Raw genomic sequence first — 13,521 nt, forward strand, 5'->3', positions numbered from 1 at the left:
AGGCCGATCACACCACCCCCAACCGGCCCGAGGCGCCACCCCCTCCGGAGGCCGGAACGCCGCGAGGGCGGTACCGGAATGATCCGGTACCGCCCTCGTCAGGCCCTCGGCAGGCTCAGCGCATCGAGCCCGTGCGCAGCAGCGTGCGGATCACCCGCATCGCGACCGAGAGGCTGGACAGCTCGTAGTTGTCCGAACCCCTTATGTCGTCCAGCGTGGTGTTCGCCCGGCTCAGCAGCGTGCTGTTGATCTCGGCCCAGGCCTCGTACCGCTCCTCGGGCGTGGCGCCCTCGGGGCCGCAGGCGAGGATGTCGGCGGTCAGTGCCGAGTGGGCCGCGAACAGGTCCTCGCGGATGGCCGCGCGGGCCATCGAGGACCAGCGGTCGGTGCGGGGCAGGTCGATGATCCGGTCCAGCAGGTGGGTGATCTGCAGGCGGTCGGCGAGGTCGTAGTAGAGCTCGGCGACCTCGGCCACCTCGGCACCCGTGCTGTCCGCGACCCCGACCATGTCCAGGGCCGGGAAGGTCGAGGACAGACCCGCGATCCGGGTGGCCAGGCCCCCCGGGACACCGGACTCGGCCAGCTCCTGGTAGACCGACTCGAACCAGGTCAGGTCCTCGCCGTGGAGCGGCTTGGGCAGGCTGCTCCAGACCTCCTCGACGCCCTCGCGGAAGAACTCGATGGTGGCGGCGATGTCGAGCGGCTGGCGCCGGTTGTTGAGCATCCAGCGGGTGGCGCGCTCGACCAGTCGGCGGGAGTGCAGCCGCATCTTGGTCTGGATCCGGGCCGACACCTGGTTGTCCAGGCCCTCGACCTCGTCCCAGATGTCCTCCAGACCGAAGACGGCGCGCGCCGCGGTGTGCGAGCGGGCGATCTCGGCCATGGTCGCCCCGGTCTCCTCGCGGAGGCGGAAGGCGAAGGTGCAGCCACCGCGGTTGATCGTGTCGTTGACGATCAGCGTGGTGATGATCTCGCGGCGCAGCGGGTGCCGGTCGATCGCGTCCGCGAAGCGGGTGCGCAGCGCGGTCGGGAAGTACTCGTGCAGCGTGCTGCGGAAGTACGGGTCGTCCGGCAGGTCGGTGGCGAGCAGCTCCTCGGCCAGCACGATCTTGGTGTACGCGAGCAGCACCGACAGCTCGGGCTGGGAGAGCCCGCGGCCGGCCGCCTGGCGGTCCCGGATCTGGCGCTCGGTCGGCAGGAACTCCAGGGCCCGGTCGAGCTGACCGTCCGCCTCGAACCGGTTGATCATGCGCGAGTGCACGTTGACCAGGCTGTGCGCCTGCTTGACCGCGTTGGCCAGCACCACGTTCTGCGCGTAGTTGTTGCGCAGGACCAGGTGGCCGACCTCGTCGGTCATCTCGGCGAGCAGGGCGTTGCGCTGCTTGATGGTCATGTCGCCGTCGGCGACGACCTGGTTGAGCAGGATCTTGATGTTCACCTCGTGGTCCGAGGTGTCCACACCGGCCGAGTTGTCGATGGCGTCGGTGTTGATCCAGCCGCCGGTGCCCTCGGGGCCGCCGGTCGCCGCGTACTCCACCCGGCCGAGCTGGGTGCAGCCGAGGTTGCCGCCCTCGCCGACCACGCGGGCGCGGACCTGGGCGCCGTTGACCCGGATGGCGTCGTTGGCCTTGTCGCCGACCTCGGCGTTGGTCTCCGTGACGGCCTTGATGTAGGTGCCGATGCCGCCGTTCCAGAACAGGTCGACGGGCGCCTGCAGGATGGCCTTCATCAGCTCGGCCGGGGTGAGGCGGGTCTCCTCGATCCCGAGCGCCGCGCGGACCTGCGGGGTCAGCTGGATCGACTTGGCACTGCGCGGGAAGACCCCGCCGCCGGTGGAGATCAGCGACTTGTCGTAGTCGTCCCAGGAGCTGCGCGGCAGGTCGAAGAGCCGGCGGCGCTCCGCGTAGGCGGTCGCGGCGACCGGGTTCGGGTCGAGGAAGATGTGCCGGTGGTCGAAGGCGGCGACCAGCCGGATGTGCTCGCTGAGCAGCATGCCGTTGCCGAAGACGTCACCGGACATGTCGCCGATGCCGACCACGGTGAACTCCTGCGACTGGGTGTCCACGCCCAGCTGGCGGAAGTTGCGCTTGACGGACTCCCAGGCGCCGCGCGCCGTGATGCCCATGCCCTTGTGGTCGTAACCGGCCGAGCCGCCGGAGGCGAAGGCGTCGCCCAGCCAGAAGCCGTACGACTCGGCGACACCGTTGGCGATGTCGGAGAAGGTCGCGGTGCCCTTGTCCGCGGCGACGACCAGGTAGGTGTCGTCCTCGTCGTGGCGGACCACGTCGGCGGGGTGGACGACCTTGCCGGCCTTCAGGTTGTCGGTGATGTCGAGCAGCGCCGAGATGAAGGTCTTGTACGAGGCGATGCCCTCGGCCAGCCAGGCGTCGCGGTCCACCGTCGGGTCCGGCAGCTGCTTGGCGACGAAGCCGCCCTTGGCGCCGACCGGGACGATCACGGTGTTCTTGACCATCTGGGCCTTGACCAGGCCGAGGATCTCGGTACGGAAGTCCTCGCGCCGGTCGGACCAGCGCAGGCCGCCGCGGGCGACCTTGCCGAAGCGCAGGTGCACGCCCTCGACCCGGGGCGAGTAGACCCAGATCTCGAAGGCCGGGCGCGGCGCCGGCAGGTCGGGGATGGCCTGCGGGTCGAACTTCATCGAGAGGTAGCCGTGCCGGCTGCCCTCGGAGTCGTGCTGGAAGAAGTTGGTCCGCAGGGTGGCCTTGATCAGGTTGAGGAAGGAGCGCAGGATGCGGTCCTCGTCCAGCGAGACGACCTCGTCCAGGGCGCCCGCCAGCTCCTCCAGGATGCCTTCGGTCAGCTCCCCGGAGCCCTGCTGGTGGCCGGGGCTGAGGCGGGCCTCGAAGAGGTTGACCAGCAGCCGGGTGGTGTGGGTGTTGTTGCGGAGCGCGTCCTCCATGTAGTCCTGGGAGAAGGTGCTCCCGGCCTGGCGGAGGTACTTGGCGTAGGCGCGCAGCACGACGGCCTGGCGCCAGGTCAGCCCAGCGGTCATGACCAGCTCGTTGAAGCGGTCGTTCTCGGCCTGGCCGGTCCAGGTGGCCGAGAAGGTGTCCTGGAAGCGCTCGCGGGCCTCGTCGGTGAGGTTGATGCCCTCGCGCAGCCGCAGGCCGAAGTCCACCACCCACGCGGTGGAGCCGTCGGCGCGGGTCAGCGCGTACGGGTGCTCGTCGAGCACCTCGACGCCCAGGCGGGACAGCACCGGCAGGACCTCGGTGAGCGAGATCGGGCCGCCGACCCGGTAGATCTTGAAGCGGCGCTCGTCGTGCGCCGCGCCGACCGGCTGGTACAGGTTGAGCCGGAAGTCGCCCTCGCCGCTCAGCGACTCGATGTGCTTGAGGTCGGCCACGGCGGCCCGCGCGGTGAAGTCGGCGCGGTAGCCGTCGGGGAAGGCGTTGGCGTACTTGCGGCCCAGCTCGGCGGCCTTCTCCTCGCCCAGCTCGATGTGCAGCTGGTCGTGGAAGCCGTCCATCCAGAACCGGGCGGCCTCGGCCAGCTTGGCCTCGATCCGCTCGATGTCGGCGTCGGAGAGCTCCGGCAGCGAGCTGCCCTTGGCGACCCGGACCACCAGGTGGAGACGGGTGAGCACGGACTCGGTCGAGTAGATCGTGTAGTCGATCGCGTCGCCGTTGAGCTCGTCCTTGAGGATCCCGGTGATCCGCTCGCGGACCCGGGTGTTGTACCGGTCGCGCGGCAGGTAGATCAGCGCGGAGAAGTAGCGCCCGTACTCGTCCTGGCGCAGGAACAGCCGCAGCCGGCGGCGCTCCTGCAGGTAGAGCACGCTGGTCGCGATGGAGAGCAGGCCCTCGGCCGGGGTCTGGAAGATCTCGTCCCGGGGGAAGGTCTCCAGGATCTGCAGCAGGTCGCGGCCGTCGTGGCTCTCGCTGCTGAAGCCGGACTCGGCCAGCACCTCCTGCACCTTGCGGCGGACCACCGGGATCCGGGTGACCGACTCGGTGTACGCGGCGGAGGAGAACAGGCCGAGGAAGCGGCGCTCGCCGACGACCTCGCCGTTGGCGTCGAACTTCTTCACGCCGACGTAGTCGAGGTAGGCCGGACGGTGCACGGTCGCACGGCTGTTGGCCTTGGTCAGCACGAGGAGCTTCTTCTCGTGCGCCTTGGCGCGGACCGGGGCGGACAGGCGGCCGAAGGCCTCGCTGACCGGGTGGTGGTCGGTGTCGTGGCTGAGCGGGTCGGAGCGCAGCACGCCCAGACCGGTGCCGGGGACGGCCCGCAGCACCTCCTCGCCCTGGTGCTCGGCCAGGTCGTACTCGCGGTAGCCGAGGAAGGTGAAGTGGTCGTCGGCCAGCCAGCGCATCAGCTCCCAGGCCTCGCCGACCTCCTGCTCGGGCAGGTGGGCCGGGGGCTCCTGGGCGAGCTCGTCGGCGAGCCGCAGCGCGGAGTCGCGCATCTTGGACCAGTCCTCGACGACCTCGCGGACATCGCCCAGGACGCGGCGCAGGTTGGCCTCGATCGAGCGGAGGTCCTCGCGGTCCGTCTCGCGGTCGATCTCGATGTGCATCCAGGACTCGACCACGGCGTCGGCCGGCCACTCGGCGCCGGCGGCCTGGCTGCGCGAGCAGGCGTCGATGTCGAGGATCTCCAGCAGCTTGCCGGTGATGTCACGGCGGACGGCCAGCTGGGGGTGGATGACCACGTGGATGCCGCGGTCCTCACGGGTCAGCTCGTTGGTGACCGAGTCGACCAGGAAGGGCATGTCGTCGGTGACCACCTCGACCACGGTGTGGCCGCAGGACCAGCCGTTCTCTTCGACGGTCGGGGTGTACACCCGGACCTCGGCGGTGCCCTGGGGCCGCTTGAGCCCCAGCCGGTAGTGGGAGGCGGCCGCACCGTAGACGTCGACCGGATCCCGGTCGATCAGGTCCTCGGGCGCGGTGTGGAGGTAGTAGTGGTGCAGGTATGCGGTCAGAGCACCGTTGCTCAGCCCTTCGCCCTGCGCCGCTCCCCCCACCTGGCTGTTCTCAGCGGCTGCTGCTGCCCTGGTGAGCAGTTCGGCCTTGGCTGCGTCCAGCTTGGTCTGCATGGCTGTCTGGCTCCTGTCGCGCGCCGTTGCGTGACTCGGTGGTGTCGGGTGTGCACCGCCGGGTCTGTCTGCAATCCTCCCTCATGATCCAGATTCCGCCCTAATGGGTGGTTACGAAAGGCCGCCATGTCACGCATGACTTGCCCTCCATCTGGGTACGTGAGGTCCTTTGGCCTGGATTGCCAACCCGACGACGCCAGCCAGCCTAGCCGGAGCAAACGAAGGTGTCAGGGGACATGAAGGCACAAACCCGTAGGAAGATCGATCCGTCCTGGACATCTTGTCCAAAGTGGCCTGGCGGCGTGTCAGGCTCTGTCAGGTTCGGCGGGCTCCCGGGAGCCGCTCCACGCCCCCTGACGGGCACCGTCAGCGCATGTGGGGGTACCGGTGGTCGGTCGGCGGCACGAAGGTCTCCTTGATCGAACGCGCCGAGGTCCAGCGCAGCAGGTTCTGCATCGCCCCCGCCTTGTCGTTGGTCCCCGAGGCCCGTCCGCCGCCGAACGGCTGCTGGCCGACCACCGCACCGGTCGGCTTGTCGTTGATGTAGAAGTTGCCTGCGGAGAAGCGGAGTTGCTCCACCGCCCGGGCGATCGCGTACCGGTCCTGGGCGATCACCGCCCCGGTCAGGCCGTACGGCGCCCCGGTGTCCACCCGCTCCAGCGCCTCTGCCCAGCGGGCGTCCTCGTAGACGTGGACGGCCAGGATCGGGCCGAAGTACTCGGTGTGGAAGATCTCGTTGCGGTGGTCGGCCGAGACCAGCACGGTCGGCCTGACGAAGTACCCGATCGCGTCGTCGTACTGGCCGCCCGCCACCAGCTCCACGGCCGGGTCCTGCCGGGCCCGGTCGATCGCCGCCCGGACCCGGCCGTACGCCCGGCGGTCGATCAGCGCGCCCATGAAGTTGGTCAGGTCGCAGACGTCGCCGACGGGCAGCGCGTCCACCTCGGCCAGGAACTCGTCCTTGATCCGCAGCCAGATCCCGCGCGGCAGATACGCCCGGGAGAGTGCCGAGCACTTCTGCCCCTGGTACTCGAACGCTCCCCGGAGCATCGCCGTCCTCAGCACCTCCGGGTCCGCCGAAGGGTGCGCGAGCAGGAAGTCCTTGCCGCCGGTCTCGCCGACGATCCTGGGGTACGCCCGGTACGAGCCGATGTTGGCGCCGATGGTCTGCCAGAGCGTCTGGAACGTCCTGGTCGAACCGGTGAAGTGCAGCCCGGCCAGCGCCGGGTCGGCCAGCGCCACCTGGGACAGCTGCTGCCCGTCCCCGGTCACCAGATTGATCACCCCGGGCGGCAGCCCGGCCGCCTCCAGCACCCGCATCAGGTAGTACGCGGAGAGCGTCTGGGTCGGTGACGGCTTCCAGACCACGGTGTTGCCCATCAGCGCCGGCGCGGTCGGCAGGTTGCCGGCGATGGCGGTGAAGTTGAACGGCGACACCGCGTAGACGAAACCCTCCAGCGGACGGTGGTCGGTGCGGTTCCACACCCCCGGCGAGGAGAGTGGCTGGTCGGCCAGGACCTGCCGGGCGAACTGCACGTTGAAGCGCCAGAAGTCCACCAGCTCGCACGGAGCGTCGATCTCGGCCTGCTGCACCGTCTTCGACTGGCCGAGCATGGTCGCCGCCGCGACCGTCTCCCGCCACGGACCGGCCAGCAGATCGGCCGCCCGCAGGAAGACCGCCGCCCGGTCGTCGAAGGAGAGCGAACGCCACTCGGGCGCCGCCGCGAGCGCCGCGTCCACCGCCAGCCGGGCATCCTCCCGGGTCGCGTTGCCGAGCACTCCCAGCTTGGCGGCGTGGTGGTGCGGCTGGACCACGTCGATCCGCTCACCACCGCCGAACCGCTGCGCACCGCCGATCGTCATCGGCAGCGGGATCGGCTCGGCGGCCAGCTCGTCCAGCCTCGCCTCCAGCCGGTCCCGCTCGGGGCTCCCGGGAGCGTAGGAGTGCACCGGCTCATTGGCCGGGACCGGTACCTGGGTCACTGCGTCGATGGGCATGGGGAGCTCCGATCGGTCCGGGGTCGTCGTCCGGGGGCGATCCCAGACTGACCACCCGGTGCCCCGCCGGCCGCCGATGACACGCCGCAAGGAGCGGGGTCGCTGCGCCCGCCGGAGGCTGCCCGGGCCCCCGTGCCCTACGACGCGATCCGCGCCGCCAGCTCCACCGCCTCCGTGAGGGTGTCCACCACCGGCACGCCGACCTGCTCCAGCTTGGCCCGGCTGTGCGAACCGCCCGTGTACAGCACCGCGTGCGCGCCCGACTCCAGCGCCGCCAGCGCGTCGTCCGCCGCGTCCCCGATCAGTACGGTGCGCCCCGGCTCGACCGCAGGGGCCAGCGCCGCCAGGTGCCGGGCCAGGAAACCGGCCTTCCGCCCACCCGCATCCCCGACCCGCCCGTCCACCCGGACGAAGTGCGGAGTGATCCTGAAGGCGTCCACCACCGGCACCAGCTGCTCGTGCTCGTACATCGACAGCAGCGACTGGCTGTTGCCCGCCGCCTGCCAGTCGCGCAGCAGCGCCGACGCACCTTCGGTGAGACCGCAGCCGCCCCGCAGCTCGGTGTACCGGTCGTGGAAGACACCGTCCAGCTGCTCCCACTCCGCCTGGCTCGGGGCCCGGCCGAGCAGGCGCTCGTAGAAGCGCGGGATCGGGATCTCGTACGAGTCCCGGTACTGCTGAAGGGTCATCGGGGCGATCCCCACGGTGGCGAAGGCGGCGTTGCTCGCTTCGAGCACCGCCGCCATGTCGTGGAAGAGCGTGCCGTTCCAGTCCCAGACGATGTGAGTACGCACCCGGGAACGGTAGCCGGAACTGTCAAGCGGCAGGAAAAACCGCCGTGGCCGGGCCGGCGGGCGGACCGGGTGGTCAGATCGCGTAGTGCCAGGTGGTGAGCATGTAGGCGCCGTACCAGCAGCCGAACAGCGCGCCGCCGGTCAGCACGATCGCGACGGTGCCGGTGCGTGCCCGGGTGAGGGCGCGCGCGGCGGGGACGAGGAACACCAGGGCGGGGACCAGCAGGCGCAGCTTGGAGTGGTAGAAGTTGCTCTGCCCGAGGGTGAGCACCAGGATGCCGGTCCCGTAGACGAGCAGCGGTGGCCAGGTGGTGCGCTGCCAGGCGACGGCGGTGGCGGCGATCACGGCGAGGAGCAGGACGGCGGTGCTGACGGGGACCCAGCCGTCGCCGCGTGCCAGCGTCTCGCCGAGGAAGTGGACGAAGGAGCTGCCGTTGTCCCAGTGGGTGCCCCAGCCGGCTTCCTGGATGGTGAACCAGGCGTCCGGCCGGCCGACGCGCTGCCCCACCCACCACAGGTAGAGGGGCGTGCCGGTACAGGCGAGGGCGACGGCGGCGATCGGGCGCCAGGCCAGGCGCCGGGTCCGCAGGAGGTGCAGGGCGGCGGCGACGGCCAGCGCCGCCACGACCGCCGCGGCGGCCGGCCGGGTGAGGCCGGTGAGCAGCGCCAGGGTGCCGGCGGTGAGCCAGGCTTTTCGGTGGGCGGCGAGCAGGGTGCCTGCGGCCAGGGCGACGAACAGTGACTCGCTGTAGGCCATGAGGAAGGCGAGGGACATGGGCTGGGCGGCGGCCAGCAGGACGATGGCGATGGTGGCCGTGCGCCGTCCGTACAGCCGGGTCAGCAGCAGGTGGACGGTGATGAGCGCGGCGACCAGGGCGAGGTGGGCGGTCACGATCGCGGCCGTGCCGTGGTCCAGACCGGTCAGGCCGTGGACGCCCCGGGCCAGCAGCGGGAACAGCGGGAAGAATGCCAGGTTGTTGCCGGTGAGCTCGCCCGTGGGCCTGTAGGTGAAGCCGTCGGGGTAGCCCTGTGCGGCGATCGTCGTGTACAGCAGGCCGTCCCAGGCGAGCAGCCGCCTATGGATCCCGGGGCCGCCCGGCGGGTTCATCGCCGCCAGGAGTACGAGGTGCAGCAGCGCGGTCGTGGCGTAGACCACCAGCGCCGGCCAGGCCGCGTGCCCGGCCCGCCGCAGGCGGTCCGGCAGTGGCGGGCGGGAGCCGGAGGTGTGGCCCGCACCGGCGGGCTGGCCGGATATCGGCGGGTGGAGGGGCCGCACGCGGTCGGCCGGGGCCGGCGCATCGTACTCGGTGGGTTCCGGCCGCCCGGCGCCGGTCGGGGTCGGGGCGTGCTGCGCGAGGGACGACGGCGTCATGGTTTCCCGGGTTCGGTAGGAAGTGCGGTTCGCGGTGACGGGTCAGCTCGGAGTGGCGCTGGGAGTGGCACTGGAGGTGAGACTGGGTGTGGGACTGGCGGGGACCGAGCCACCCGGGTGGGGAAGGACCGATGAGCTGCCGGGCGCAGGCGGTCGGGTCACGCTCGCCTGCGGACTGCCCGGCTGCGGCCGGGAGTTCGCCGGTGAGGGGCGTGACGTGTCGGTGGCCGAAGGGCCCGAGGTGACGCTCGGCCGGGTCGCCGGAACGGTCGCCGGGCCCGGCGCCGGGGCCGGGCCGACGGCGAGGGCGACCAGCGCCACGGCGGTGCCGCACAGGCCCGCGAGTCCGCCCGCCATGGCAAGAGCCTGGCGGCGACGGCGACGCCGTCCCCGCACGGCGATCACCCGCACGTTCGCGGGGGCCGCCAGCTGCTCGGCCGAGCTCGCGGCCCGGCGCAGTGCGGCTGTCACCGGGTCGTTGCGGTCAGGCGTCACGGTTCTCCCCGGTGTGTGCAGGCTGGTCGAGGTGGCCCGCGAGAGCGGCCCGGGCCCGGGACAGGTGGGTCTTGACGGTGCCGACGGCCATGCCCGTCTCGGCGGAGATGTGCTCCACCGGCAGGTCGCACACGTAGAACAGGGCGGCGCACAGACGCTGCCGCGCGGGAAGCGCGCGCAGGGCGGTGTCCAAGTCCACGGCGGCGGGATCGGGTCCCGCCGCGGACTCGGGGTCCGCGCGCCGGATCCAGGCCTGCCGGCCGCCCCGCACGCGCCGCCACCGGCTGATCGCCAGCCGCCACGCGACCGTGCGCACCCACGCCTCGGGGGCGCGCTCACGCTCCAGCTGCCGACGCTTGCCCCAGGCCCGGACGAAGGCCTCCTGGACCACGTCCTGCGCCTCGTGCAGGTCTCCGGTCATCACGTACAGCTGTCCGGTGAGCCGACTGACCGAGTGGGTGTAGAACTCGGTGAACTCCTCCTCGGTCAACGCCGGCTCCTTGCAAGATCGGTTTCTGATCCGTCTACGCCTGGGAACCCGACCGGGTTGACACCACGAGACGCAGATCACAGAACCGTCCGCAGCGGGCCGCACCGCCCGCGCAGAGATCACAGCCGACGGGGAACGGCGGGAGCGTCCGCACCCCGAGACCTCACGGTGGACCGTCTTCCGCCGCCCCGACCACCCCGGGACCGCCGTACCGCTGCCACCCGGGAGCGGTCACCGGGCGGCAGCCTGGGCGCCCTCAGAACGCCCTCAGAAAACTCTCAGGCGAGCAGGGACGGGATCTCCTGGGTGGCGAACCAGAGCAGGTCGTGGTCCTCCGCGCCGTCCACGGTGAACTGGGCGTCCGCATCGCCCTTGTCGGCGGCCGCGATCGCCTCGGCGGCGGCCGTCACGTCCTCGACCACCTCGGTGTCGGCGACATCGGCATGCACGGCGGCGGCCTTGGCCAGCCGGACCGGGCCCACCAGCTCGACCCGGCCGAGCGAGGCCTGGTCCTGGTACTCGTCGCCGGGGAACGGGCGCACCGCCGAGTCCGCCACCTCGACCGCCACCACCACACGGCGGCGCGGGGCCTGCGGATCGGCGGCGAGCAGGCGCAGCGAGCCCTGGGCAGCCCGGTTCAGCGCCGCGTACTCCAGCTCCTCCAGGTCGTCGCTGACGTACCACTCGCGCAGTGCGGGAGTGACGGCGTAGGCCGCCGACTGGTCGAGTGCACCGCCCGGGTGCGCCGCCGCCAGACCGTTCAACGTGGTGGGCACGTACACGCGCATCGGGGGCACTCCGGTTCTTCGGGTCTTCGGGTTCTTCCAACAGCGGGGCCACAACGGACGGCTGATCACACCGCGCACCAAGAATACGGCTCACACCCCGCCCCCCACCCCGGGCGGGCGCCCAGGGTGGGGGGCTGCGGGCGGCGGTGTGCTCGACGCCCGCCGGCCGAGGGTCACCGTACGGCGGTCAGCGCCGACCGGCTGGTCCGCAGCGCGGTCTCCAGGACCTCGGGGCGGCGGGCCGGATCCATCATGTTGGGCCCCATCACCGCCAGATCCTCCAGGGTCGGCGCCAGCAGCCGCACCCGGACGCCCGAATCCCGCAGGCGGCGGGCCTCCCGGAGCATCTGCCGGGTCACGGCGCGGCGGTAGCGGCTGACCAGCTGGGCCAGCACGCCCTTCGGGCGGTCCCGGTCCCGCCACTCGCGCAGGGCGGCGACCGTGCCGCGTCCCGCGTCCACCCGAGCGGGGCCCGCCCACGCGGGCCGCAGCGCCATCGGCGCCAGCACGTACACCTCGTCCAGTTCGCGTTCGGCCATCAGGTCGGCGTTGGTGGCCGACCAGCAGCCGCCGTCCACGTACGGGCTGCCGGCCACGTCCACCGGTGCGAACCAGCCGGGGATCGCGCAGGAGGCCATCACCGCCTGGGCCACGTCGGCCTCCGGCGCGTCCGGGTCGCCGAAGACCACCCGGCGGCCCGTGCGGTAGTCCACCGCGGCCACCCGCAGGCCGGATCCGAGCGGCCAGCCGTCCTCGTCGAGAAGTCCCCGCACCAGCTCGCCCACCGGCGCCACCGAGCCGCGACCGGTCGGCACCACGGCCGAGACCATGGTCAGGAACGGGTACTCGCGCGGGTGCCGGACCGCATCCCGCAGCAGGCCGGGAGAGCCGATCCCCGGGCGGGGGCGCGGCGGCAGCGCACCACCGACGGCGGTGTCGTAGTCGAACTCCACGCCGGCCAGCGGACCGGTACGGATCGGCAGGCCACGCTGGTGGTCCCGCAGTTCCTCGGCCCGCACCCCGGCAGCCAGCATCGTGCCCAGGATCGAGCCGGCGGACGTCCCGAGGATCACCTCCGCACGGCCGGGCTGCCAGCCGGTGCTCTCCTCGATCGCGCAGAGCGCCCCGATGGTCCACGCCGCGCCCAGCATGCCGCCGCCGCCGAGCACCAGGCCACGCCGGACGCCGTCCGCGCCGGGGACGGTCGGCGCCGTGCCGCTCCGCGCGACGACATCCACCAGGGCGCCGTTCACCGGCACCCGGTCCAGCCCGCCCGCCGGGCGCCGCCCCCGGTCGGCCCCGGTGCCGTCGGGGCTGCCGTCGACCTTCGCGGCACCGCGCTCCCCCCCGGTCCGCTCGGGGCCGGACCGTGCGGTGGCAGCCGCCGTCGAGGACGCACCGGGGGCCTTCACCGGCCCCGCCGCCGTCCCCGCCACCCCTGCCGACTCGGCCGATGGCTGAGTCATCATTCCGCTGCCGCCTCTCCGGTCTCCGGATCGTTTTCCCCGATCCTCCTGGCTACCGGCCGGTACACCCGGTACGGCACCCGGCTCGCGCCGCGAATGCCAACCAGCGTACGTCCCCCTTCGAGCGCCCCCGGCCACCCGCCGACGTCAACCCGCGGCCCGTGCTACCGGCCCCGGACCCCACGGGGCGCAAGGGACATCACCCGGATAGGTGACTCGGCGCGCGCCCGCTCCGCGCGCCGAGGGGTGATTGCCCCACCCCCGGCGGCCCGGGTACCAAGGTCTTCGACAGGCCCTGCCGTCCACCGACACCCATCCGCCGGAGGTACCGCCCATGGTCGAGCCCGCAGCCGTCCCGCAACTCGCGACGCTCCGCGCTCCGCGCGTACGCCCCCTGGTCCACGCCACCGGACACCCGCACGCCCGCCGCCCGCTCGCGCACCCGCGCTCCTGCACGGCACCGGCTCCCGCCGTCGCGCCCGCTGTCCAGGGCGGCCCCGCACATGCCGTCCCCGCCCCGGCCCGCGCCCTGAGCGAGCCGCGTCGGCCGCGCCACCCGCGCGCCGCCTGCGCCCCGGCGCACGGCGGCGGCCACAGCGAGCTGGCCGCCCGCTTCGCGCACCGGCTGGTGGAGGTCCTCACCGGCCGCCGCCCGGCCGGGCAGCTCCAGCGGCACACCACCGTTCCCGGTTACCAGCAGCTCACCGCCCTGGTCAGGAGCGGCCCGCTGCGCCCGCGCGGCCGGGTCGTCGGCCACCGGCTCGGGCGGGTCTACGACTCCGCACCGGGGCCCGGCGCGCTGGAGGTCTGCGTCCGGGTCGAGTTCGGGCACCGCCACCACATGGTCGCCTTCCGCCTCGAACAGCACCGCCGGACCGACCAGTGGCAGTGCGCCGCCGTCGAAGCCCGCTGACCGGCCCCCACTCCAGCCGTTCCACCAGGTCTCCCCGCCCCGAAGAGCGGCCCCGTCGATCGTCCCGCCCGGGCGCGCGCCCCCACAGACGCCACAGGGCGCCACCCCCCGCACGCGCGGGAAGCGGCGCCCCGAAAAGCCGG

8 protein-coding genes are annotated in these 13,521 nt (G+C 72.5%); 1 reads left to right on the forward strand and 7 read right to left on the reverse strand.

The window, feature by feature from the left end; translation table 11 throughout:
• Positions 1 to 115 precede the first annotated feature (115 nt).
• From UK12_RS15200 to UK12_RS15230, 7 genes are all read right to left on the reverse strand, one after another.
• Positions 116 to 5,062, reverse strand: coding sequence for an NAD-glutamate dehydrogenase (locus UK12_RS15200; RefSeq protein WP_045303493.1), 4,947 nt, complete (start codon positions 5,060 to 5,062; stop codon positions 116 to 118).
• 366 nt (positions 5,063 to 5,428) lie between these two features.
• A complete protein-coding gene (gene pruA / locus UK12_RS15205) occupies positions 5,429 to 7,054 on the reverse strand; it encodes an L-glutamate gamma-semialdehyde dehydrogenase (RefSeq protein WP_045303510.1) in 1,626 nt (541 codons plus the stop codon).
• 143 nt (positions 7,055 to 7,197) lie between these two features.
• Positions 7,198 to 7,854, reverse strand: coding sequence for an HAD family hydrolase (locus UK12_RS15210; protein WP_156178745.1), 657 nt, complete (start codon positions 7,852 to 7,854; stop codon positions 7,198 to 7,200).
• Positions 7,855 to 7,927: 73 nt separating this feature from the next.
• Entirely contained in the window at positions 7,928 to 9,226 is a 1,299-nt protein-coding gene (locus UK12_RS15215) for a hypothetical protein (RefSeq protein WP_197084878.1), read from the reverse strand.
• A gap of 484 nt (positions 9,227 to 9,710) precedes the next feature.
• A complete protein-coding gene (locus UK12_RS15220; RefSeq protein ID WP_045303494.1) occupies positions 9,711 to 10,211 on the reverse strand; it encodes a SigE family RNA polymerase sigma factor in 501 nt (166 codons plus the stop codon).
• Between the two features lie 278 nt (positions 10,212 to 10,489).
• Positions 10,490 to 10,999 (reverse strand): DUF6912 family protein, encoded by a 510-nt coding sequence (locus tag UK12_RS15225; RefSeq protein ID WP_045303495.1) that lies wholly within the window; start codon positions 10,997 to 10,999, stop codon positions 10,490 to 10,492.
• A gap of 173 nt (positions 11,000 to 11,172) precedes the next feature.
• Positions 11,173 to 12,465, reverse strand: a complete 1,293-nt coding sequence (locus UK12_RS15230) for a patatin-like phospholipase family protein (protein ID WP_197084879.1) — start codon at positions 12,463 to 12,465, stop codon at positions 11,173 to 11,175.
• Positions 12,466 to 12,799: 334 nt separating this feature from the next.
• Here UK12_RS15230 and UK12_RS36595 point away from each other — a divergent pair, with 334 nt between their 5' ends.
• The gene (locus UK12_RS36595; protein WP_052681898.1) at positions 12,800 to 13,378 is read left to right on the forward strand and encodes an Rv3235 family protein; all 579 of its coding nucleotides are present in this window, start codon (positions 12,800 to 12,802) and stop codon (positions 13,376 to 13,378) included.
• Positions 13,379 to 13,521: the final 143 nt, after the last annotated feature.

This window comes from Saccharothrix sp. ST-888, from assembly GCF_000955975.1.
Taxonomy (GTDB): Bacteria; Actinomycetota; Actinomycetes; order Streptomycetales; family Streptomycetaceae; genus Kitasatospora.